Annotated in this window: 23 protein-coding genes; 13 read left to right on the forward strand and 10 right to left on the reverse strand. The window is 66.9% G+C overall.

What is annotated here, in order from left to right; translation table 11 throughout:
• Window positions 1-9 precede the first annotated feature (9 nt).
• Window positions 10-756 carry a glutathione S-transferase family protein gene (locus KBY93_RS11750; protein WP_255094603.1) on the reverse strand — a complete coding sequence of 249 codons (747 nt, stop codon included), beginning with the start codon at window positions 754-756 and terminating at the stop codon, window positions 10-12.
• Window positions 757-869: 113 nt separating this feature from the next.
• On the opposite strand from KBY93_RS11750, the gene KBY93_RS11755 reads away from it, so the two are divergent.
• From KBY93_RS11755 to KBY93_RS11775, 5 genes are all read left to right on the forward strand, one after another.
• The gene (locus KBY93_RS11755; protein ID WP_255094604.1) at window positions 870-1,076 is read left to right on the forward strand and encodes a DUF751 family protein; all 207 of its coding nucleotides are present in this window, start codon (window positions 870-872) and stop codon (window positions 1,074-1,076) included.
• A 2-nt stretch (window positions 1,077-1,078) separates the two neighbouring features.
• Window positions 1,079-1,528 (forward strand): 30S ribosome-binding factor RbfA, encoded by a 450-nt coding sequence (gene rbfA / locus KBY93_RS11760; protein WP_255094605.1) that lies wholly within the window; start codon window positions 1,079-1,081, stop codon window positions 1,526-1,528.
• The gene (locus KBY93_RS11765; protein ID WP_255094606.1) at window positions 1,525-3,177 is read left to right on the forward strand and encodes a glycoside hydrolase family 3 N-terminal domain-containing protein; all 1,653 of its coding nucleotides are present in this window, start codon (window positions 1,525-1,527) and stop codon (window positions 3,175-3,177) included. Before rbfA ends, KBY93_RS11765 begins: the two co-directional genes overlap by 4 nt.
• A gap of 65 nt (window positions 3,178-3,242) precedes the next feature.
• The gene (locus KBY93_RS11770; RefSeq protein WP_255094624.1) at window positions 3,243-4,436 is read left to right on the forward strand and encodes a glycosyltransferase family 2 protein; all 1,194 of its coding nucleotides are present in this window, start codon (window positions 3,243-3,245) and stop codon (window positions 4,434-4,436) included.
• Complete coding sequence (locus tag KBY93_RS11775) at window positions 4,436-5,236, forward strand: uroporphyrinogen-III synthase (RefSeq protein WP_255094607.1); 801 nt, start codon at window positions 4,436-4,438, stop codon at window positions 5,234-5,236. Before KBY93_RS11770 ends, KBY93_RS11775 begins: the two co-directional genes overlap by 1 nt.
• Here the strand turns inward: KBY93_RS11775 and KBY93_RS11780 are convergent.
• The 3 genes from KBY93_RS11780 to zds are packed head-to-tail and all read right to left on the reverse strand — an operon-like array spanning window position 5,233 to window position 7,755.
• Window positions 5,233-5,832, reverse strand: a complete 600-nt coding sequence (locus KBY93_RS11780; protein ID WP_255094608.1) for a hypothetical protein — start codon at window positions 5,830-5,832, stop codon at window positions 5,233-5,235. The genes KBY93_RS11775 and KBY93_RS11780 overlap by 4 nt on opposite strands.
• Complete coding sequence (locus KBY93_RS11785) at window positions 5,819-6,265, reverse strand: SRPBCC family protein (RefSeq protein WP_255094610.1); 447 nt, start codon at window positions 6,263-6,265, stop codon at window positions 5,819-5,821. Before KBY93_RS11785 ends, KBY93_RS11780 begins: the two co-directional genes overlap by 14 nt.
• Window positions 6,266-6,270: 5 nt before the next feature.
• Window positions 6,271-7,755 (reverse strand): 9,9'-di-cis-zeta-carotene desaturase, encoded by a 1,485-nt coding sequence (gene zds, locus KBY93_RS11790; protein WP_255094626.1) that lies wholly within the window; start codon window positions 7,753-7,755, stop codon window positions 6,271-6,273.
• A 122-nt stretch (window positions 7,756-7,877) separates the two neighbouring features.
• Here zds and KBY93_RS11795 point away from each other — a divergent pair, with 122 nt between their 5' ends.
• The 4 genes from KBY93_RS11795 to KBY93_RS11810 are packed head-to-tail and all read left to right on the forward strand — an operon-like array spanning window position 7,878 to window position 10,316.
• Window positions 7,878-8,306 carry an iron-sulfur cluster assembly accessory protein gene (locus KBY93_RS11795; RefSeq protein ID WP_255094612.1) on the forward strand — a complete coding sequence of 143 codons (429 nt, stop codon included), beginning with the start codon at window positions 7,878-7,880 and terminating at the stop codon, window positions 8,304-8,306.
• A 57-nt stretch (window positions 8,307-8,363) separates the two neighbouring features.
• A complete protein-coding gene (locus tag KBY93_RS11800) occupies window positions 8,364-8,792 on the forward strand; it encodes a hypothetical protein (RefSeq protein ID WP_094556463.1) in 429 nt (142 codons plus the stop codon).
• 17 nt (window positions 8,793-8,809) lie between these two features.
• Entirely contained in the window at window positions 8,810-10,036 is a 1,227-nt protein-coding gene (locus KBY93_RS11805) for a lipid-A-disaccharide synthase-related protein (protein ID WP_255094613.1), read from the forward strand.
• Window positions 10,011-10,316, forward strand: a complete 306-nt coding sequence (locus tag KBY93_RS11810) for a hypothetical protein (protein WP_255094614.1) — start codon at window positions 10,011-10,013, stop codon at window positions 10,314-10,316. The genes KBY93_RS11805 and KBY93_RS11810 overlap by 26 nt, the downstream gene beginning before the upstream one ends.
• Here KBY93_RS11810 and KBY93_RS11815 read toward each other — a convergent pair.
• Complete coding sequence (locus KBY93_RS11815; RefSeq protein WP_255094615.1) at window positions 10,252-11,187, reverse strand: TIGR01777 family oxidoreductase; 936 nt, start codon at window positions 11,185-11,187, stop codon at window positions 10,252-10,254. The two genes, KBY93_RS11810 and KBY93_RS11815, sit on opposite strands and share 65 nt — an antisense overlap.
• 94 nt (window positions 11,188-11,281) lie before the next feature.
• On the opposite strand from KBY93_RS11815, the gene ndhO reads away from it, so the two are divergent.
• Window positions 11,282-11,530: an NAD(P)H-quinone oxidoreductase subunit O gene (gene ndhO / locus KBY93_RS11820; RefSeq protein WP_255094616.1), complete on the forward strand. Its 249-nt coding sequence runs from the start codon at window positions 11,282-11,284 to the stop codon at window positions 11,528-11,530.
• 29 nt (window positions 11,531-11,559) lie between these two features.
• Here the strand turns inward: ndhO and KBY93_RS11825 are convergent, their stop codons facing one another.
• The 3 genes from KBY93_RS11825 to KBY93_RS11835 all read right to left on the reverse strand — a co-directional run bounded on the left by KBY93_RS11825 (window position 11,560) and on the right by KBY93_RS11835 (window position 16,005).
• Window positions 11,560-12,237, reverse strand: coding sequence for a J domain-containing protein (locus KBY93_RS11825; RefSeq protein WP_255094617.1), 678 nt, complete (start codon window positions 12,235-12,237; stop codon window positions 11,560-11,562).
• 103 nt (window positions 12,238-12,340) lie between these two features.
• A complete protein-coding gene (locus KBY93_RS11830; protein ID WP_255094618.1) occupies window positions 12,341-14,026 on the reverse strand; it encodes an iron uptake porin in 1,686 nt (561 codons plus the stop codon).
• A 347-nt stretch (window positions 14,027-14,373) separates the two neighbouring features.
• Window positions 14,374-16,005 carry an iron uptake porin gene (locus KBY93_RS11835; protein ID WP_255094619.1) on the reverse strand — a complete coding sequence of 544 codons (1,632 nt, stop codon included), beginning with the start codon at window positions 16,003-16,005 and terminating at the stop codon, window positions 14,374-14,376.
• A 231-nt stretch (window positions 16,006-16,236) separates the two neighbouring features.
• Here KBY93_RS11835 and KBY93_RS11840 point away from each other — a divergent pair, with 231 nt between their 5' ends.
• Genes KBY93_RS11840 through KBY93_RS11850 form a run of 3 tightly spaced genes read left to right on the forward strand, consistent with a single transcriptional unit; the run spans window position 16,237 to window position 21,510 of the window.
• Window positions 16,237-18,240 (forward strand): glycosyltransferase family 39 protein, encoded by a 2,004-nt coding sequence (locus KBY93_RS11840; RefSeq protein ID WP_399223092.1) that lies wholly within the window; start codon window positions 16,237-16,239, stop codon window positions 18,238-18,240.
• A complete protein-coding gene (locus KBY93_RS11845) occupies window positions 18,240-19,892 on the forward strand; it encodes a glycosyltransferase family 39 protein (RefSeq protein WP_255094620.1) in 1,653 nt (550 codons plus the stop codon). The genes KBY93_RS11840 and KBY93_RS11845 overlap by 1 nt, the downstream gene beginning before the upstream one ends.
• A complete protein-coding gene (locus KBY93_RS11850) occupies window positions 19,807-21,510 on the forward strand; it encodes a DUF2079 domain-containing protein (RefSeq protein WP_315856409.1) in 1,704 nt (567 codons plus the stop codon). Before KBY93_RS11845 ends, KBY93_RS11850 begins: the two co-directional genes overlap by 86 nt.
• A gap of 116 nt (window positions 21,511-21,626) precedes the next feature.
• Here KBY93_RS11850 and KBY93_RS11855 read toward each other — a convergent pair whose 3' ends face one another.
• Together KBY93_RS11855 and KBY93_RS11860 are read right to left on the reverse strand one after the other, a co-directional pair.
• On the reverse strand, window positions 21,627-21,767 hold the full coding sequence (locus KBY93_RS11855; protein ID WP_158218592.1) for a hypothetical protein: 141 nt from the start codon (window positions 21,765-21,767) through the stop codon (window positions 21,627-21,629).
• Window positions 21,768-21,972: 205 nt separating this feature from the next.
• Window positions 21,973-22,193, reverse strand: a 221-nt coding sequence (locus tag KBY93_RS11860; protein WP_255094621.1) for a hypothetical protein, incomplete at its 5' end; no start/stop codon positions are given.

The following is a 22,193-nucleotide window of genomic DNA, read 5'->3' on the forward strand; positions in this document are numbered from 1 at the left end:
GTACCCGGATCAGGGTGTGGTCGGGGAAACCGGCTCGCTGACAGCAATACGGCCGAGGGAGAGGTACAGGCCATCCCTCCAGGCGAACAGGCTGGTAAGCAGAGGATGGTCGGCCAGGCCTGGCACGCCACGGCCAGCCAGGGGGGCACCGGAGCTGGCCGGGAAGAGCAGCAGCGACAGCTGGGCCGCCACCGCCAGATCAGCCAGAGAGAGGCGATCACCCACAAGAAAACGGCCGGGCGCGAGAAGCACCGCCAGCTGCTCGAGGTTCGCCTGCAGTTGGCGCCGCTCTGCCTGGCCGATGGTGTCGCCAAGCGACGCGAGCAGATCCGTGGGCAGGGCCCCCACCACCAGCGAGCGCAGCACCGCAGGGGTGGCTTCAGGCAGCAGGGCGCCGCGCAGCACCGAATCCGAGCTTGCCGCCTGCAGCAGAGCCTGACGGACCCCGCTGGCCAGGGCAGTGTCGGCCCAGTCTTCAAGCAGGAGCACCCGCGCCCTTTCGGCCGGATCCTCGGGAATCAGGGGAGGGGTCGGCACCTGGCGCTCCAGGTACTGGGCAATTGAGCTGGAGTCGGCGATCACCTCGGCTCCATCCACGAGCACCGGCACCTGACGCTGACCTGAGAGACGGAACAGCTCAAGCTGCCCCAACCCGGGGGTGACCTCGATGACGCGATACTCCAGACCTTTGGCGGCCAGGATCAACCTCACCTTCTCGCAGAAGGAGGAATGGCGGAACTGGTGGAGCTCGAGCATCGGCGGCACGGTCCTCTGGGCGGCAGAGTAGCCCTCATGTTCTCCCGGCGTGGGCGGCACCCCGCCACTGCCTCGCCTTTCAACGACTTGCCACCCACTGCCCCGCCTGCGCCATGAAGGACTTCTTCCTCAACGTGACGCGCTACCCGCGCTACCTGGTGGCCTTCAGCCTCGGTGTGTTCAACTCCGTGCTCGAACCCCTGGCAAAACGGCGCAGCAACCCGGTCACCGCCGTAGCCCTTGTGGGGGCCCTGGTGAGCGGAATGATCAGCCTGAGCCTGGTGCTGCGTGCCATGGTGAATCCAGCACCACTGGCATAGGAATGGCACAGGGCCGACGGGTCGAGCGGATGGCTTCCCTGATTCGCCGGGAGATCAGTGAGCTGCTGGTGAACGGCATCAAGGACGAGCGGGTCTCGCTGGGCATGGTCAGTGTCACCCAGGTGGAAGTGGCGGGTGATCTGCAGCACTGCAAGATTTTCGTGAGCGTCTTCGGGAGCGACGAGGACCGCCAGACGACCCTGGCCGGTCTGAAGTCGGCGGCTCCCTTCGTGAAAGGGGAGCTGGCACGGCGGCTGAATCTGCGCCGCACCCCCGAGGTGCAGTTCCTGCTCGATCGGGGCCTTGAGCGGGGCGGGGCGGTGCTCGGGCTGCTCAGCCAATTGGGGGAGGAGCGGCAGCAACGGGAGGCCCTGGCCGTTGATGAGCCTCCCCCCTCTGATGAACCCCTCACAGCTGAAGCCGTCGACGGAGGCCAGGGCAGCGGGCGATGACGACGGTTCTGCCCCAGGACCTGGAGCCCCTACCACCGGCGGCTGAACTGCGCAGGCAGGTGGCCCGGCTGCTGGTGATCCGCGGCAGCGGCCACCTGAGTGACGGTCAGCGGCGCTACCCACTCTGGGAACTGGAGAACTCCACCCTGAAGCGGCTGCTGGCAGAAGGCGTGGGTGGCGTGATCCTGCTGGGGGGCAGTGCCGCCGAGCTGCGCCTGCGCAGCGAACAACTGCGGAATTGGTCGGAGCAACCGCTGCTGATCTGCGCCGATGTGGAGGAGGGGGTGGGGCAGCGATTCGAGGGGGCCAGCTGGCTGGTACCGCCCCTGGCTGTCGGGCGCCTGCACCGCAGCGATCCTGAGGGCGCCCTCTCCCTGGCCCGCCGCTACGGCCACTGCACGGGCCGCCAGGCGCGCCTGCTGGGGCTCAACGGTGTGCTCGCTCCGGTCTGCGATGTCAACAACAACCCCGACAACCCAGTGATCAACGTGCGCGCCTGGGGGGAGACCGCCGCCACCGCGTCGGCCCTGGCGGCGGCCTTCGTGGAGGGGGCCCAGGCCGAAGGGGTGCTCTGCTGCGCCAAGCACTTCCCCGGTCACGGAGACACCAGCGACGACTCCCACCTGGAATTGCCCCGCCTGCCCCATGGCAGGGAGCGGCTGGAGGCGATCGAGCTGCCCCCCTTCCGGGCGGCCATGGCCGCCGGCTGCGCGGCGGTGATGACCGCCCACCTGCAGCTGGACGCCCTGGATCCGCTGCGGCCGGCCACCCTTTCGCGGCCCGTGCTCACGGGGCTGCTGCGGCACGAGCTGGGATTCACGGGGCTGGTGATCACCGACGCCCTGGTGATGGAGGCGATCACCTCCCGCTGGGGCGCAGCGGAGGCCGCCGTGCTGGCCTTCGAGGCCGGCTCGGATCTGATTCTGATGCCCGCCGATGCAGATGCCGCAATCGAGGGTCTGGTGGAGGCCTTCAGCACCAGGCGCCTGTCGCTGGAGCAGCTGAACCAGAGCCTGCGGCGGCGCGAGCAGGCTCTGGCCGCCGCAGGCTCCCGGGCCCCGGCCGCCTCGATGGCACCACTGGAGGGGCTGGGCGAGCTGGAGACTCCGCAGGATCAGGCCCTGGCGCGGGAGCTGGTGGAGATGAGTCTGAACACGCGGGGCCACCAGGACCTGCCGCCGGGGCCAGGGGTCAACCTGATCCGCCTGGACAACAGCCTGGCCTGTCCCTTCCTGCCTGCGATGGCGCCGGCCCTGTTGCGGCCAGCCGCGGCCGACTACCGATGCTGCCTGCTGGACGCCCGTGGGCCCAGTCCCTGGAGCGGGGACGCCGAGGCACCCCTCGCCCTTGACCGCCTGCCGGATGGGCCGTTGTTTCTGCAGTTGTTCGTGCGCGGCAATCCCTTCCGCGGCAGCGCCGGAGCTGATGAACCCTGGCCCGCGGTGATCCGGCAGCTGCTGCGGCTTGGTCGGTTAGCTGGCCTCACCGTGCTGGGCAGTCCCTACCTGTGGGAGGCCCTGGAGCCCCAGCTTCCCAGTGGAATTCCTGCGGGCTACAGCCCCGCCCAGATGCCCCTGGCCCAGGCCGCCCTGCTCACAAGGCTCGGCCTGGCCGCCGGCAGCCCCGCCGAGGGCGGCTTCACCGACTGAGCCCGATCACGCCTGAAGCCCTGACCTCTCACCCCTAACCTCCCGCCTGGTTGCGGGCCGCCGCCGTGCTCAGCCTGTCGATGATCGTGCGCAACGAGGCCGAGCGCCTCGGCCGCTGCCTGGAGTCGGTGGCGGGGTTCGCCGATGAGCTGGTGGTGGTGGACACCGGCTCCAGCGACGACACGGTGGCGGTGGCTGAACTCCATGGCGCCCGGGTGGAGCGCATCGTCTGGCCCGGGGACTTCGCCCCCGCCCGCAACCTGGCCCTGGAGTGGGTCCGGGGTACCTGGGTGCTGGTGCTTGATGCCGATGAGCAGCTGCTGGAGGAGGCCCGTGAACCATTGCGCGCGTTGATGGCCGATCCCGACACGCTGCTGATCAACCTGCTGCGCCAGGAAGTGGGCGCGCTGCAATCGCCTTACTCCAGCGTCAGTCGTCTGTTCCAGCGTCACCCCCAGATCCGCTGGAGCCGCCCATATCACGCGATGGTGGATGACAGCGTGGCCGAGCTGCTCGCAAAGGAGCCCCGCTGGAAAGTGGTGGACTGCCCCCAGCCGGCGATCCTCCATGAGGGATACCGACCGGAACGGCTTGCCGATGGGCGCAAGGCGCGGCAATTGCGACGGGCCATGGAGCAGGAGCTGCGGGAGTACCCCGGGAATGCCTACGCCAGCGCCAAACTCGGTGGCCTGGAGATCAGCGAGGGGCGGGTGAAGCGTGGGATTGCCCTGCTCAGGGCCGGGCTGGCTGGCTGCCCCCCCGGAGCCCACCCCGAACGCTTTGAACTGCTGCTGCACCTGGCGATGGCCGAGGCCAGCCGCCATCCCGCCAGGGCCGCGGCCCTGTACCGGGAGGCCCTGGAGCTGCCGCTCGATCCACGGCTGCAGGTCGCGGCACGGCTGAACCTGGCGGCCCTGCAGCTGCAGGACGGCGCCACGGAAGAGGCTGCCCAGCTGGCGGAAGCCGTCACGCGCGGGGCACCCGAGCTGGCTCTGGGCTGGTACAACCTCGGCCTGATCCGCCGCCGCCTCGGCGACATTCGCGGCTCCCTCAAGGCCTACGACATCGCCGTGAGCCTGGCCCCCGAGCACGCCGAAACCCACCAGAACCGGGCGGTGGCCCAGCTGCTGGCGGGCGACATCAGCGCTGCCCGCGCCAGTTTTCGCCAGGCCATTGCCCAGCTGCGGCAGCAGGGCCAGACCAGCGCCGCCGAGCAATTGCAGCGGCAGGCGGGGGCGATGGTGAGACTGGACGACTGATGGAGGAGGTGGACATGCTTTCAGGTCGGGTGGTGGCGGTGACGCGGGCCGAGCAGCAGCTGGGCGAAGCTCGCGCGATGTTCGAGCGGGCCGGCGCCAGGGTGCTGGACCTTCCCGCTCTGGTGATCGGCCCTCCCGATGAATGGGGGCCCCTTGATGATGCGCTCGAAGAGCTGGAGAGCTTTCACTGGCTGGTGTTCTCCAGCGTCAATGGGGTGGAGGCTGTGGAACAGCGGCTGCAGCGGATCGGGCGCAACCTCAGTGATCGCCCCCGCGGCCTCAAGATCGCGGCGGTCGGCCGCAAGACCGCAGCCCGACTGGAGCAGCTGGGCGCCCCCGCCGATTTCGTGCCTCCCAGCTTTGTGGCCGACAGCCTGATCGAACATTTCCCTGTCTCCGGCTGGGGGCAGCGCCTGCTCCTGCCCAGGGTCCAGAGCGGTGGCCGCACCCTGCTGGCGGAAGCCTTCGCCGAAGCAGGCACGCGGGTGGTGGAGGCCGCCGCCTATGAGTCCCGCTGTCCGCCCCATCTACCCCTGGCCACCGCCGCTGCCCTGCGCCAGGGCCAGGTGGACGCCATCACCTTCACCAGCGGCAAGACCGTGCGCCACACCGTTCAGCTGCTGCAGCAGGATCTGAAGGAGGGCTGGCGCGAACGGCTGGACACCGTGGCCCTGGTGTCGATCGGTCCCCAGACCAGCAACGCTTGCCTGGAGCTGCTTGGACGGGTGGACGCCGAAGCCGACCCCCATGACCTGGACGGGCTGATGGCGGCCTGCGACCGCGCCCTTGGAGGTCCCTAGAGCTCGGCGATCACCACCTGGCCCTTGGCCTGGCCCTGACGGCTCACAAGGGTCAGGCGGCCGCGCAGCACATCAATCGAGGCCACACCCCAGGCCTCGGGCAGGAGGTCTGTGGTGCGGCCGCCTGCATCACCAACGGCCAGGGAACCGCTCTGACCGCCGAACTGGACGAGAGCCATGGGGCGGCCGCCGCTGCTGATCACGCCCTGGAAACGGAAACCATCGGGGAGGGTGAGGGGAGGTTGGACCACGATGGCCCGGGGTTTACCGGCGTCCCTGGTGACCCTGGTGACCGCCAGTGGCGCGAAGGGGTCGAGCCGGCCCTGGGGCATCGCAGCCTCAACCTGCTGGACCGTGGGCAGGGGGGTGAAGCCTGCTTTGGCAATGGCGGCTGACGCCGGTGCGGGTTTGTTGGGTGTGGTGGGGGCTGCCCCGGGTGCAGCGGGGGGCGGAGGGGCCACCGCACCAAGATCGGGAGGGGGTGGTGTGCCTCCACAGCCCGACAGGCCAGCCGCGAGCAGGAGCGGCAGCAAGGCGAGGCCCGTCACGATTCGCCCCTGGTTCATGCCGGGTTGATGCCGCTCAGCTCTGGCCATGCTCCTGCTCCACAAGGTCCCGGAAGCGATCCAGGTTGGCCTGGAGTTCCCGGGTGACGATTCCTCCAAGGATGGTCGGTTCCATCAGCGGCGCAAGGATTCCCGGCAGCTCGTAGCTGACGGTCAGCCGGACAATCGTCAGCCTCTCGGACTGGGGGTAGAACCGCACGGCCCCCTTGGTAGGCAGACCCCCCACCGACTCCCAGTGCAATTGCTGGGCTTCGATCCGGTGGGAGATACGGGCCTTCCAGTGGAAGCGAAATCCCTGGGCCGCCAGGGTCCAGTCGGTGAGATCGGGATCATCAAGGGTGACCACTGACTCGATCCAGCGCATCCAGCGCGGCATTGCCTCCAGATCGCTCCAGACTTCCCAGACCCGATCCACCGGAGCCTTGATCTCCGTGGTCACACTGTGCTCAAGCCAACGTCCCATGGTGATCAGGCGACGGCCGCCAGGGAGGCAAGCCGCACCGGCTGATCGAGGATGGCGGCTGCCGCTAAACGCCCACTCATCGTGGCCCCCTCCATCGAATCGATGTAGTCCTGACGGGTGTAACTGCCAGCCAGAAAGAAATTGTCAACCGGCGTGCGCTGCTGCGGGCGGAAGGGTTCCATGCCAGGGGCCTCGCGGTACAACGACTGAGCCAGTTTGACCACGTTGCTCCAGATCAGGTTGAGGCCGCGGGCCGAGGGGAACAGCTCACGCACCTGGGCGTCCACCAAAGCGGCGATCTCGTCGTTTCGGCGAGGAATCCAGGGGTCACCGGGGGTGAGCACACACTGCAAAAGGGACCCCTCCCCCTCGCGCCGGTAGTCGGCAGGGCTGGCGAGAGCCAGGTCGGCGAAGCAACTGAAATCGGCGTCGGCGGTGTACAGCAGGTTGTCCAGTCCGCTCGCACGGCTGAGATCACGGCGGGCAGCGGCATGGGCTTCGCCCTCCCCGAGCTCGGTGACCCAGCCGTCGTAGCGCAATTGCACTGTGGCCACCGGCACCGCCTCCAGCCGGTAGATGTTCTCAAACTGGGCAAAGCGGCGCCAGGAGGGCGGCAGCAGCCGCTGGATGCCAGGCACGTCGCAGGCTGCCAGGTAAGCGTCGGCCTCGACACTGATCTCCCCATCGGGGGTACCCAGGCGCAGGGCCGTGACCTGGGGCGCCGCCTCCGGCCCCGCCCCCTCGTCGAAGCAGACCTCACTGACCCGGTGGCGGAGATGCAGCCTTGCCCCGCGGGCTTCGATGTAATCGAGGATGGGCTGGTGCAACCAACGATGCGGCGAGCCCTTGAGCAGATTCAGCTTGGACGCCTCGGTCTTGGAGGCGAACATCATGAAGATGGTGAGCATGCAGCGGGCCGAGATGGCCTCGCAGTCGATGAAGCCCAGGGCATAGGCAATCGGATCCCACATCCGCTCCACACTGCGGGCGCTGCCTCCATGGCCGAGGAACCAGTCGCGGAAGCTGATCCGGTCGAGGGACCGGATCACTCCCATCGCCCCCTGGTAGTCCACCAGGCCACGCACGATCGGGCTGGTGCCCAGGGCCAGGGCATTGCGCAGCTTGTCGATCCAGTCAAGCTGCGGGGTGGTGAAGAAGGCCTTGAGCCCGTTGAAAGGGGCTCCGATCGGGAAGCGGAAATCCAGTTCACGCAGATCGCCGCCCTTGTTCACGAACAGGTGGGTGTGCTGCTTGGGCAGAAGGTTGCCGAAGGCCCCCACCTTCCGCATCAGGGCGAAAAGGTTGGCGTAATTGAAGAAGAAGACATGCAGGCCCATCTCGATGTGGTTGCCGTCCGCATCGACCCAGCTGCCCACCTTGCCACCCACGAACGGGCGGGATTCATAGAGGTCAACCTGGTGGCCGGCATCACAGAGATCGACCGCGGCTGCCAGACCGGCCAGACCAGCTCCCACGATGGCGACGCGCACCCTTGACTCCTTCAGGTGAGCCGACTCTATGGAGCCGTCCACGGCGACGGCGGGACGCCAGAGCTCGAGATTGCTCCATAGACTGACCTGACAACCCGTTCCACCTGCCGCAGGCCTCGCCCATGAGCAGCCCCACAACCGATGCTCCCGCCCCGACCCAGGAGGCCGCGGCGGCACCTGTGGCAACTCACACCGGAAAGGACGGCAAGGGCATCCGCATCACCGAGCCGGCCATGAAGCAGCTGGCCGCCCTGATGCAGCAGCAGGGCAACGACAAGCTCCTGAGGGTGGGAGTGCGCTCCGGCGGCTGCAGCGGCATGAGCTACACCATGGATTTCATCGACAGCGCCGCGATTCGCGACGATGACGAGCATTACGTCTATGAGCCTGATGGCGCCCCCAGCTTCCGGGTGGTGAGCGATCCCAAGAGCTTGCTCTACATCTACGGCATGCAGTTGGATTTCAGCTCTGCTCTGATCGGTGGTGGCTTCAATTTCACCAACCCCAATGCCAGCCAGACCTGCGGCTGCGGCAGCTCCTTCGCCGTCTGAACCGCCGCAGATGCGGACCTTCAGCGTGGGAATCTGGGTCACCCGCAGCCGCAGCCGATGACGGCCACCACCAAGTCCGCCGAAGCCCTGTTCGATCAGGCCATTGGCCGCTACCAGCAGGGAGCTGCAGCCGCTGACGTCATCGACGACTTCCTGACGATCACGTCCCAGGCTCCCCGCCTAGCGGCAGCCTGGACCTGCCTTGCCTGGCTGCAGCTGCTCGAGGACCAATCCGAAGCAGCGCTGCGCTCAGCCCGGATGGCGGTAAAGCTGAACCCCCAGGACCCCCAGTCGCGGGTGAACCTCTGTCTGGCCATGCTCGAGTCGGGCGCCAAAGGAGTGCGGGAGCACATTGATCTGGTGCTGCGCATCACCGCCGTATCACCGGAGCTGGCCAGCGAACTGAACGAGGCGATAGCAGATGGGCTCAGGCGGCGCCCAGGCTGGGGTGCTCTGGAGAAGGTCAAGGCCTGGCTGCAGGGTTGATCCCTCGAGCCCCCACGATGGGCGATCCCCCCCGGCGCCTGCTGCTGCTCAGCAATGGCCATGGGGAAGACCTCAGCGGCAGCCTGATCGGACAGGAGCTCCAGAAACTGGGGCTGGAGGTGGTGGCCCTGCCGTTGGTGGGTCATGGCGGCGCCTACCGCCAGGCTGGATTGCCCGTGCTCGGGCACACCCGCGAATTCAGCACCGGCGGACTGGGCTACACCAGCCTCGGCGGACGCCTGACTGAACTGGTGCAGGGCCAGCTCACCTACCTGCTCAGCCAGCTGGTGCTGTTTTTCCGAGAAGCCCGGCACTGCGCCGCGGTGGTGGTGGTCGGAGATGTGATCCCCGTACTGGCCGCCTGGTGCAGCCGCCGGCCGGTGGTCACCTACCTGGTGGCCTACTCCAGCCACTACGAAGGCCGCCTGCGCCTGCCCTGGCCCTGCGGAAGCTGCCTGCGCAGCCGCCGCTTCCGCAGGGTATTCAGCCGGGATGCGTTCACCGCCACAGACCTGAGCCACCAGCTCGGGCGGCCTGTGGACTTTCTCGGTAACCCCTTCCTCGACAGGGTCCTGGAGAGCGCACCTCCCCTCGACGGACCAGGGGTCGGGGCGCCCAGCCCCCGGCTGGGGCTGCTGCCTGGCAGCCGCCTGCCAGAGGCCCTGCGCAACTTCGAGTTGATGCTGCAGGTGCTCACCCGCTTGCCTGCCGCCCTGCAGGCCAGCGGCGGCCTCCAGCTGAACGCCGCCCTGGTGGGGGCCATCGACAAAGCCACAGTGGCCAGGCTCAGCCGCCCCCTTGGCTGGCAGCTGGATCCATCTGGGCGCCTGTGCCACGGGGAGCTGGAGCTGAGGCTGCACTGGGGGGAATTCCAGGCGGTGGTGCAGCAGGCCGATCTGCTGCTGGCGATGACCGGCACGGCCACGGAACAGGCCGTGGGCCTGGGCAAACCCGTGGTTCAGCTGGCGGGGGGCGGGCCCCAGTTCAGCCCCAATTTCGCCGAGGCCCAACGACGCCTGCTGGGGCCCTCGCTGTTCAGTGCCGAGGGGGAGCCGGGCTCGGAGCGCAGCCTTGGCGGCACCGCCGCGCTGGTGGGCGAAGTGCTGCACCAGCTGCAGCACACCGATCTGGGCGAGCGCTGCCGACGCAACGGCCTGGAGCGCATCGGTGGTCCCGGCGGGGCCGCCAGGATGGCTGGGCAGATCCTGCAGGTCCTCAATGAACCCTCAGCCCCGCTCCAGTGATGCCGCCAGCGCTGAAGCCCTTGCGCCGCGGCTGAAGCGCTGGATCGACACCGTGCTGGTGATCGATGTGTTCCTGGTGATCGCGGGGGCGATCTGGTTTGCCCTGGCGGTGACTCTGCACAGCCAGCATGTAGAGGCACCGCTCCAGCTGCTTCAGAGGCTCTGGGATCCTCTGTTCACCCCGGCGATCGGCCTTCTTATGGCGGCCGCCCTGGTCAGTGGGCTGCTGGGCTGGTGGCAGCGGCAAGGGCTGAGTCGAGATCGGGGTAGCGAAAAGTGAAGCCCTGGAGTTCCAGCCGCTCGGAGACCACCTGCTGGCCTTCCAGAACCACCGAGGCACCGTCCCCGAGCATCAACTGCAGCACTGGCGCGGGAACCGGCAACAGGCTGGGACGCTTTAGCACCCTGCCAAGGGCCGCCGCGAATCGCCCCATGCGCACCGGCTGGGGAGCCACGGCGTTGTACACGCCCTGGTAATCCGGGGTCTCCAGGGCGCTGGCGATCAGCGCGCAGAGGTCGGTGCGATGAATCCAGCTCATCCACTGCCGTCCGGAGCCAATCGGGCCGCCCAGACCAGAGCGGAACACCGGCAACATTTTGCCGAGGGCACCACCATCGGGGCCGAGCACGATGCCGATCCGCAGCTTCACCAACCGGCAGTCGGAGGGAGCCTGATCGGCAGCCGCTTCCCAGTCGCGGCAGAGCTGACCAAGCAGATCCGGCGCCGCAGGGCTCGATTCGCTGAAGCGGGCGTCCTCGCTGCTGCCGTAGTAGCCCACGGCGGAGCCGCTCACCAGCACCCTGTTCGGCCGGGGATGGGTCCTGAGAGCCTCCACCAGATGGGTGGTGCTTCCCAGGCGACTGTCGATCAACCTGCGCCGCTGCTCGTCACTCCAGCGCTTCTCCGCGATCGGCTCCCCGGCCAGATTCACCACCCCGTCCGCCTCAGCCACGGCAGCGATCAAAGCCGGCTCCTGCCAGGAGGCCGCCAGGGCCGGATCCGCCTGGATTCGCCGCAGTTCAGGGTGCTCCAGCCCCACCAGGGGCACCAACTGACGGCTCACCACCACCAGCTGGTGCCCCCGAGCGAGCAGGTGGGGCACCAGCTCGCGCCCCACGAACCCCGTACATCCCAGCAGCAGCAGTCTCACGGGCCCAGGCAGCACACACTGCTGCCGAGGCTAAGAGGCTCCCCAGGCCGCCGAGCAGGGCCTAGCGTGATACGAAGCGGAGTGCTTACTGTCAATGGCCGAGACCCCAACAGATGCCATCGCCCCCAAGGCCGTTACCATCAAGAAAGGCTCCCTGGTGAAGGTCAGCAGGAGCGCCTATCAGGGCAGTCTTGAAGCGGCTGCCAGCGATCCCACTCCCCCCGACTATCTGTTTGAAGGTCCAGGCGAAGTGCTGGCTCTCAACGGCGACTTCGCCCAGTTGCGGTGGCGCCTGCCGGTGCCGGACGTGTGGCTGAGGCTCGATCAGCTCGAGGCCTGTTGAAGGATGATCCACCCATCTCTGGATCCTGTTCAGAGATCGAGGCTTCGGCGCTCTTCCTTGAGGCGGCTGCGCCGTTGCTTGGCCTCCCGCAACATCTCGCGGCCATCGTGCAAGTAGCTGTCGACGTAGCCCAGGGTGTAGCGCTCCAGCTCCAGCAGGGCGTCCTGAACCTGGCTGAGGCAGTGATAGAGGCTGAGGCCAAAACCCCGGGCCTCGCTCGGGCAAGGGACGGAACGGTAGAGCGCCTCCACCTTGTCCATGCGGCTCTTGCTCTGCTCCAGATAGGCGCAGAACGCCCCCATCAGGCTGTCGTCGTAAGGATCGGCGGCCAGGGCACGCAACTGGCCGGGGAAGGGGTTGATCACCTGGGCGAGCAGACGATCGATCGGCCCATAGACCTGCTGTAACCAGCCCAGCAGGGCCCCATCGCGATCAAGGCCGCGATGGGCTGGGGTGGCGACTCTGGATCCAGGCCGCCCGCTCCGGGCTGATGGTTGCCGGCTGAGGTCGTAGGTGCGACGCCGGTCGCCATCTCCCAGAACCGCCCAGGCGGCATTGATGGCCAGGATCGCGGTGTCATCCCCACCGGCATCGGGATGGTGCCGTTTGACCAGGGCGCGGTACGCCGCCTTGATTTCATCTGCCTCAGCCGTGGCTGGAACGCCCAGGACGGCATAGAAATCGCTGCTGGCCAGGGCTGCCTTCAAGGGGATTGCTGGGAGCTGAGCCCATCATGACAAGGGCTCCAGCCATGAAAAAGCCCCCTGACGGGGGCCATGGTGTGTGAGGTTGTGGACTCGGGCAGCAGGCTCAGAACTTGAAGGTGGTCTGGACGAGGCCGCCGAAGTTGCTGAAGCTGTTGTCGTCGCCGGTGAGCTGTCCCAGGGGACGGCTCAGGTAGAAGATCGCCGGGGTCACGGCAATGTTGTCGGTGACCTGGAACTTGTACCACCACTCCCAGACGTAGTTGCCGTCGGCCGGGGTGGTATTACCTGTGTCGCTGCTACCACGGGAAAGGGCGGTGGCGAAGACAGGCTGACCGACCGCCATACCGGCGGCATTGCCCTTGCCGAACAGATCATTCCACTGCAGGCCGACGAACCAGCTCTGGCTCTCGGTCACATAGGGATCAACGAATTCAACACCCAGGGCATTGTTCTCGTTGCCAGAGAGGCTATTCAGACCCCAGCCCAGGCTGATCGAGGGCAACCAGCCACTTTCTTTGGGCTGCCAGTAGGCGTTGGCCGCCACACTGTTCGAATCACCAGTGGTCAGGAACCAGCTATTACTGGCTACGAAGTTCGTGCCCCGCCGGAAATTGGTGGCCTGCTGGCCATAACGATAGGCCAGCGACACGTTCCACTGAGGAGCCGTGTAGTTCAGCTGGGCCAGGAAGTTGCCTCGGGCACAGTCGGTGCCGATGCCACCCTCGCTGCTGGAGCAGGAATTGTCGTCTCCATCAAAAGCCTGGCCTGCAAATCCCTGCTGGGCCACGTAGTTGGCACCGAAGCTGAAACCACCCTGGCCCTTCTTGACGTTCTGCTTCCAGATACCGGCCAACATGGAACCAGTGGCCTTGTTGTAAACGCCAGGGGCACCATGCAGGCTGAACAGGTCAAGGATGCGGTCGCCCTTGCCGCTTCCGTAGACCGAAGGGGTGACAGCAAGCGATTCAGTGTTCCGGGCCTTAGGGCCAACAATGAATGTGAAATCGCGGCCGACCGGGAAGCGGTAGTAGAGACGATCAATCCCGATCGAGTCGGTGCCACCGATGCCGTTGCTGGCCACATCCAGGGCTGTGAGGTTAACCCCGTTGCCGTTAAAGGCGTTGTCGAAGTTCCCCGAGCGCAGACGGGTGTAGAGAAGATCCTTACCGGTGAAGCTGGTGAGCAGATTCAGCCGCAGGTCATAGCTGAAGGTGGTTGCTCCGAACTGAGCATTGTATTTTTCGGCTGCATCACGGCTGCCGAAAGTGGGGGACGACCCGAATACGCCGGCACCCGGGCGATCACCACTGGCAGTGACAGCGCCGATCACAAAGGTGGCCTGACCCTGAAGTTTTGTGGTGGTGGAGAACTGGGTTGCCTCCAATTCACCAACCTTGGCCTCGAGATTGTCGACGCGGCCGCGCAGGATGGCGAGTTCCTTCTCAAATTCCTTGAGCAGGCGGCGCAGCTCGTCGGTCACTTCGGTGATCCGATCAAGGCAGGCATTCAGCAGAGCAGCGGCTTCCCAGCGGCTCAGGGGTTGCTTGCCGCGGAAGGTGCCGTCGGGATAACCGGCGACGCAGCCATAGCGCTCGATTAGGTTCGAGAGTGCCTGATAGGCCCACTCGGTGGGCTGAACATCAGAGAACTGGGTGATGCTGGTCACCTGATATTTCTTGCCGGCATACTTTTTCATGCCGTCCAGATCAAGCTCCCCAGCCGAAGCGGCCATGGGAGCCACCAGCCCAAGGGCGACCGGTGCCAGCAGCAGACGCTGGAATAATTTCATTGGAACCTCACACCAATTGAGGGATGGTCCAAAAGGACGCATTTATATTTTATCGAAAAGGCAGATTAGGGCTGCCGCTCACGAACACATGACCAAGTGTCGACGGTCACATACCAATGTTCAAGCCCCTGCCCCGCAGGGGATCTCAAGCCCTGCTGCATCGGCCACAACACCGCAGCCCTCCAAGAAAGCTCATCAAAAAGCCGTGGCGTAAACCACGGCTGAAAGAAAGAATTGCTGTGAATCCGCTCAGCTCAGTGCCAGGAAGCCAGCCAGATCAAGGTGTGTGAGGAGTTGATCTGGCTGGAAAAAGATTCAGCAAAGGCTGATCAACTGATCAGGATGGATCAGAACCTGAAGGTGGTCTTGACTAGGCCACCGAAGTTGTCGAAGGTGTCGCCGTCGGCTTTCTGGAACTGGCCTTGGGGGACGCTGAGGTAGAAGATCGCAGGGGTGATCGAGATGTTGTCGGTCACCTGGAACTTGTACCACCACTCCCAGGCATAGTTGCCGTCGTTGGCCTCGATGACGTCGTCGTCACCCGACTTGGTGAAGAAGGTGGGCTGACCCACGGCCATACCGAAGGAATTGCCCTTGATGAAGACGTCGGACCACTGCAGACCCACGTACCAGGACTGGGTCTGGGCACCGTCGATCTGATCGAAGGTATCGGAGCTGTGGGCGTTGAGACCCCAGCCGGTGCTGATCGAGGGGAGCCAACCGGAGTTGGAGGGCTGCCAGTAACCGCTGATGCCAACGGAGTTGACGCTGTCGGAGAGGGCATACCCGAGGTTGGCCAGGGGGGTGCCGTTACCGCCGTAGAGGCCAGCCAGACCACCCTGGGGGGTGGTGTAGGTGTAGGCGGCGGCGATACCGAAGTTCTCGTTGTTCCAGGCGATCTGGGCGGTGCCGGTCTGGGCGGAACCGTCAGTGCCGATGCCACCGATGTTGGGGTTACCCACGTTGCCGTTGACGGCCACGTAGTTGGCACTGATGCTGAAGCCCCCGCTCTTCCACCACAGACCACCACCGGAGCCGAGGGTCAGGGGGTAGGCGCCGGGAGCGCCGCCGTAAGTGAAGATGTCGAGGACGGTGTCAGCGGGGTACACGCTGGGCCAGAAGGCCAGCATGTCGTCCTGACGGACCTTGGCACCCACCGTGGCGGTGAAGCTGCTGCCCAGGGGGAACTGGTAGAAGAGGCGGTTGACTTCGACGGAATCGGCGCCACTGGGACCTTCAAAGGCAATCTCGAAGGCGTTCAGGCCCACCAGGTTGTCGGGGTTGGCTGCACCCCAGGGGCTGGAGCCGAAGTTGCCGGCCCGGAGACGGGTGCGCAGCAAATCCTTGCCGGTGAAGCTGGTGTCGAGGAAGAGATCGAGGTTGTAGTTGAACGCGGTCGCGCCCTGCTGGGCAGCGGCGGCGTCAGCGAACTTCTGGCCGGGGGCCACTTTGTCGCCGCTCAGGATGGATTCGCCGAGGGTGGCGCGGGCATCACCGCTGTAGCTGTTGGCGCCGATGGTGAAGGTGGCCACACCACGCAGCTTGGTGGTGGTGGAGAACTGGTTGGCCTCCAGCTCACCCACCTTGGCCTCGAGGTTGTCGACGCGGCCGCGCAGGATCGCGAGTTCCTTCTCGAACTCCTTGAGCAGGCGGCGCAGCTCATCGGTCACCTCGGTGATCCGGTCGAGGCAGGCGTTGAGCAGAGCGGCGGCTTCCCAGCGGCTCAGCGGCTTCTTGCCGCGGAAGGTGCCATCGGGATAGCCAGCGACGCAGCCGTAACGCTCGATCAGGTTCGAAAGCGCCTGGTAGGCCCACTCGGTGGGCTGCACATCGGAAAACTGGGTGATGCTGGTGACCTGGTCCTCGGAGGCGGCGTATTGGTTGATGCCGTCCAGGTTCATTTCGCCGGCGGTGGCGGCCACGGGGGCCATCAGTCCGAGGGCGACAGGTGCCAGCAGCAATTGCCGGAAGAATTTCATGGGGTCCTCACACAAGTTGGCGCAATGCGCCTGCCATGAAGAATCGCCCCCAGCCCAGCAGGCTGCCCGTGCAGGTGTGACAGAAAGCACAACGGCTGCGGGGACGGCAACTGGTCCAGACTGGCCTGAACCGCCGCCAAGGCCCTGAACACCCGGTCCCAACGCCCCTGGCTGTGGTGGCTGGCCCTGGCGGCCATCTGGCTGGCTGGCAGCCTGGCCGACCAGCTCTGGTTGCAGCTGGACCAGCGGTTGCCTGCCTGGGATCAGGCCGACTACCTCAACAGCGCCGTGGACCATGGCCGCGCCCTTGGCCTGCTTCCCGGTGGAGGCTGGCCGGGCTGGCAGGGTCTGCTCGATCTCTCCCCAAAGGTGCCGCCGCTGGCGAGCCTGGTGAATGGCTCGGTGATCGCGCTCTCAGGCGACAGCCCCGATCAGTCCAGCGCGGCCCTGGCGCTCTGGCAGGGACTGCTGCTGGTGAGCGTGGCCTGTTGGGGCCGCCAACTGGTATCGCAGGGTTTCGGCCTTCTCGCGGCCGCCCTGACCACCACCACCCCGGCCCTGCTCAGCCTGCGGCTGGATTTCACCCTCGATCTGCCTCTCGCCGCCACCAGCGTGCTGGCGCTTTGGCTTATGGGGCGCTGGGCGGCGCCCGACCCCAGGGGGGGACGCTGGCAACAGGCCGCCGTCGCGGCCCTGGCGCTGGCGGCGGCCGTGCTGGTGAAGCAGAGCGCTTTGCTGGTGCTGCTCCCCCCGGCCCTGTGGGTGGCGCTGCGGGGGCTGGGGCGAGCCCAGCGGCGCTGGCAGGCGCTGGCCGCCCTGGCGCTGGTGCTCACCCTGGTGCTCCCCTGGCTGCAGCACAACTGGATCACCACGATCGGCGGCACCAACCGGGCGGTGATTGAGTCGGCTACCCAGGAGGGTGACCCGCCGGCGTTCAGCCTGGCCAGCCTGCTCTGGTACCCCAGGCTCTGGCCCCAGCAGCTGGGGCTGGCAAACAGCCTGCCAGCCCTGGCGGGCACGCTGCTGGCCCTGCACGCCGCCTGGCCATGGCGCCGGGACTGCCCGCAGCCGCAGCCAGCCGATGGGACGAATCGGGCTCAGGGCGGCTGGGGCTGGCGCTGGTTGATCGGCTGCGGTCTCAGTGGCTGGCTGTTCACCACCCTCAGCCCCAACAAAGACCCCCGCTACATCACCCCGGTACTGCCGCTGCTGGTGCTGCTGCTGAGCTGGGGCTGGTGGCAGCTGGGACAGGCCTTGCTCAGGCAGGGCTGGAGGCGCGCCAGCTGGGCTGCCCTGGCCGCGGGGTTGGCGGCCAGTGCGGGCAGCGCGGTGACAGCACTGGCCGGCGAAATCCGCTGGCAACCCCGCTCACCCTTGCCAGACGTGATGGACACCATGCGCCAGCAGGTGGGTGATCAGCCCCGCACCCTGGTGATGCTCCCCAATGCCGCCGAGCTCAACGAGCACACCGCCACGGTGTTCGGACGGGCCCGGGGGGGGCAGATCGTTGCCCGACAGCTCGGCCGGCAGCCCAGGGAGCGAGAGCTGGTGCTGGATCAGGCGGAGTGGGTCCTGCTCACCACCGGCGAGGCAGGCATGCGACGGGAAGCCTCACGGAAGCTGGCCAGAGCGATCCGCCAGGACTCCCGCTTCCGGCTGGTGGGCCGCTGGCCCTGGAGCGACGGCGAACCCGTTGAGCTCTGGGCCCGCCGCCAGCCCGTGCCCGCCACGACGCGCTTCGATCGCAGGTTCATTGAGCTGGCCTCTGGTCTGGAGCGGGGCCCGGCCGGGCTGGCGCCTGTGTTCGAAGCCATCGGCCCCCAACACCAGCTCGATGGCCACTGGCACTACCAGGGGCGGGTGATCGACTGGGCCGAGCAGCGCCTGCGCTCCGATCCAGACGATCGGGACGCCCTCTGGGCGCTGGCATTGCTGGCCGTGCTGCGCAACCGCCCCTTCCAGGCAGATCAGTGGTTCAGCAGGTTGCAGACCCTGGAGCCAGCGAACCCCTGGCCGCCGGCGTACCGCAGTGTGGTGCTGCTGGCCGGCTGGAATCCCTGGCGCGCCCATGCCGTGGCCACCGCGGCGGCCCGTGGGCATCAGGAGCCTGTGCTCAACGCCCTCGCCGATGTGAGCGGCGCCCTGCTGGCAGATCCCTTCAGTCTGCAGCGGGCCTTGCGTTCGGTTCCCCAGGCCACCCGCAGGGTGACCGACCAGCTGAACAAGGACAAGTGATGAGAGTGAGCCGCGCTCTGCTCGGGCTCTGGGCCGTGGCCCTGGTGCTGGCCCTGGCCGGCCTGGGCAACCTGCCCCTGCGCGACTGGGATGAGGGCATCGTGGCCCGCGTGGCCCTGGAGACCAGCCAGGCCTCCTGGCCCGAAACCCTGCTGCCGACCTTCTGGGGATCCAGCTATCTGAACAAGCCTCCTGGCCTGCACTGGCTGATCGCGGGCGTGATCCAGCTCTGGCGCGCCCTCAGCGGCGAGTCCACCGCCCGGCCACCGGAGTGTGTGATCCGGCTGGCGCCGGCGATCGTCTCAAGCCTGCTGGTGCCGCTGATCGGCGCGATCCAGCTGCGCCTGCGACCCGGCCAGCCCCTGGCCGCCGTGGCGTCGGCAGCCATCGCCCTGACCCTGATGCCCCTTGCCCGCCACGGCCGGCTGGCGATGCTCGATGGGGCCCAGCTCACGGCCATGGCCCTCCTCTGGCTGGGCCTGCTGCTGGCCAGGCCCCGGTCAAGAACGGCGCTGGTGGGTGGTCTGATCGCTGGAGCCGGGGGCAGTGGGCTGCTGCTGCTGAAGGCTCCGGTGCTGTTGCCGGTGCTGGCTACGGGCCTGTTGTTGCGCTGGCTCGATCGCGACCTGGATCGGCAGGCCTGGCTGCGTCTGGGGCTGGGACTGGGCCTGGGGCTGTCAGTGGGTATGGCCTGGCACGGCTGGCATGGTCTGCAGCGGGGCTCCGAGGCCCTGCTGATGTGGGGAGGTCAGGGACTGCTGCGCTTCACCGCCACGGTGGAAGAGCACCACGGCAGTCCACTTGAGCCACTGCTGGAGGTGCTGGAGGGGGGGTGGCCCTGGCTGCCCCTCTGGCCGATCGGTCTGGTTCTGGCCTGGCGAGAGCGGCGGCAAACGGCGGGGCGCTGGAGCCTGGGCCTCAGCCTGGCGGCCAGCCTGACGGTGCTGCCGATGAAGACCCAGCTGCCCTGGTACAGCCTCCTGCTCTGGCCACCCTTCTGCCTGATCTGCGGGCCGATTCTGGCCAGACTGTTGGAAGGTCCCCGTCCGAGGGGCGTGCTGGGGCGGCTGCCCTGGTTCTGGGCCGCACTGGGGGCGCTGCTGCTGCTGGCCTCACTGCTGCTCCCGCAGTCGTTCCGCTGGCTGCCCCTGCCGGCGGGGGTGGGTCTGCTGCTGGGGGGGATCGCCCTGAGCCGGCCGGCCCAGGGCAAGCGACGACTGGGGCTGACGCTGCTGCTGCTCGGTTGGAGCGCCTCGCTGCTGCTGTTCTTCCTGAGTCCGTTCTGGAACTGGGAGCTGAACGAAACCTGGTCGGTGCTGCCAGCCGCTGAGCTGGCCCGAGGCGTCGGGGGCGACAGCCCCACGGCCAAGCTGCCGATCCACATGCCCGGCAACGAGGGCCAGCGCCCGAGCCTGCGCTGGTACGCAGAGCAGGAGCTGTTCAACCTGCCCGACAGCCCCCGCGACCACTGGCCGAAGCGCTTCAGGGTTCTGCTGCGCCCCGTCGACGGCGTCGGCAGACTGGAGCCTGGCAACCCTGACCGCCTGCGGCTTCAGGATGCCACCTGTGACCTGGAGGCTCGCGGTGGCGACAGCTGGCAACGCTGGATCTGCGCAGGAGAAGCCAAGGACCCTGCCCCTCAAGCCCCCTGAGCAGGTCCGGGCTGAGCGAACCGTGCTGGTGGCGGCGGCGCTGTTTGCGCTGACGGGGCTGATGCTGCAGTGGTGGCGTCTGCAGGTGCTCACCGCCTCCTACGACCAGGGCATTTTTCTGCAGACGATCTGGAGCGGCCTGCACGGCCATCCCTTCGAGAGCACCCTTTCCTCCCAGCTGTCCACCAACGTGATCCACGCCGGGGAACCTCCATCCCTGGGCTATCACCGACTTGGCCAGCACTTCACACCAGCCCTGCTGCTCTGGGTGCCACTGGTGGGGTTGCTGGGGATCTGGGCCCTTCCGCTGGTGCAGGTCGGCCTGATGACGACCGCCGGGCTGGTGCTGCACCGAATTGCCCGGGAACGGCTGGAGGATCCCTGGCTGGCCGCCTTCCTGGCCTGCAGCTTCTTCGGCGCCAATGCCGTGATCGGCCCCACCTTGGGGAACTTCACCGACCTGGCCCAGCTGCCCCTGGCGGTCCTGCTGCTCTGGTACGGACTGCAGCGCCGCAACTGGTGGCTGGTGGCGCTGGCGGCGCTGGCGGTGCCGATGATTCGGGAAGACACCGGCGTGCTGCTGGTGGGGGTCAGCCTCTGGATTCTTGTGCGTCAACGCCAGCGCTGGCCCCTGGCTCTGGGGCTGGCCGTGATGGGTCTGGGCTGGGTGCTGCTGGTGACCAACGTGCTGATGCCGCTCTTCAGCGACGACAACTCCCGCCGCTTCATGGTCGAGAACTTCGGCCAGTACCTCAATGATGCGGAGCAGGCCAGCAGCCTGGAGGTGCTGCTCACGGCCCTCGGTCAGCCGTTGGTGGTACTGCGGGAGCTGATCTGGCCGCCAGGGGAGACCCTGCGCTACCTGCTGGCCCAGGGTCTGCCCCTGATGCTGGTGCCACTGATCAGCCTCGACAGCTGGCTGCTGATGGGCCTGCCCCTGCTGGGCCTGCTGCTGGCGCAGGGATCGAACAATCCACTCTCGATCAACCTCCGCTACGCGCTGCTGGTGGTGCCCGGGCTGTTCGCCGGGGCGATCGAGTGGTGGAGCCGCCATCCCCAGACCTTCGCGCGCCGGCGCTTGCGGCGGGTATGGATCGGCTGCATCACGCTCTCCCTGCTGTTCACCCTCCTTGCCAACCCCAATCGCAGCCTCTCGTTCCTGATTCCTGACAGCATCGATCCCTGGGTCTACAGCTCCCCGCCGCGCCAGTGGAGCCACGGGGCCAACGCCCGGGACCTGCTCAGGCTGATCCCAAAGGACGCCAGCGTGGCCGCCACCACCCCCCTGATTCCCCACCTGGCCCAGAGGCCGGTGCTGATCCGCTTCCCGAACGGGGTGATCTACAGAGATCGCCTGGGCCGCCACAATGCTGTCGACTGGATCGCCGTCGATCTCGATTGGTTGCGCCGCTACGAAGTGGCCTTCCCCAGCGATCGTGAAGCCCTGGAGAACAGCCTCGAAGGGCTGAGTTCCTTGTCTGAGCCCTACGGGGTGCGGGCCTTCTCCGATGGGGTGGTGCTCCTGCAGCGGAACCAGCCTGATGTGATGCCAGCGCGGCGCCAGCTCGAGGAACTGATCGGCTCGATCCAGCGGCAGCTCAATCGCCGACCCGATTGAATCAAAGGCGGTCCAAGAACGATGCCCCCGCTGCCGGGCTCAAGAGCGCAGCAGCGGGGGCGTTCGCCGGGTCCGCTATGGCGCGGAACCGATTGATCAGGAAACTGGCGCCGAAATCAGCCGGCGTTCTCCGCGATCAGCAGACCCTGGGTCATGGAACTGTGGCTCACGGGCACCTCCTCCTTGGGGGGATAAAGCCAGCCGGTGACGTTTTCGAAGCGGGCTGATCGGGCACTGGGCCTGAAGACCTGCTCCACGACACTGCTGACGGAACGCCGTGAATCTAGGGGAATCTCCCGGCCTGGCGAGAGCTGGTGAGCTGGGCAGCACAGGCATCACCAGCCTGAGCTCGTCATTGCGGAGGACGGCCATGACCTAATGGGGGACTCCTGAAAAAGAGCGGCAGCCAAAACCGGTCTTGGAGCGGCAGGGGATGCGCTATTGCGGAGCCCACAAATCTGGCTATGCGGTGACCGGCAAATCATCCCACTTGGGAGATGGACCATTGCAGGCACCTCCTTCCATGGAATTGAGCTCAAGAAGGCTCCAAAGCCAAGCGAAAAGGAATACAAAAAAGAGGCACAGCAGCCTCAGGACCTTCTCCGCGCACATCACCAGGAAGCTCATTGAGATTGAACCCTCAGCGCCAGCGGACAGTCTGGCCATGATCAACTTCAAGGAAT

Origin of the sequence: Synechococcus sp. J7-Johnson, assembly GCF_024345795.1 — a bacterium.
Taxonomy (GTDB): Bacteria; Cyanobacteriota; Cyanobacteriia; order PCC-6307; family Cyanobiaceae; genus Regnicoccus_A.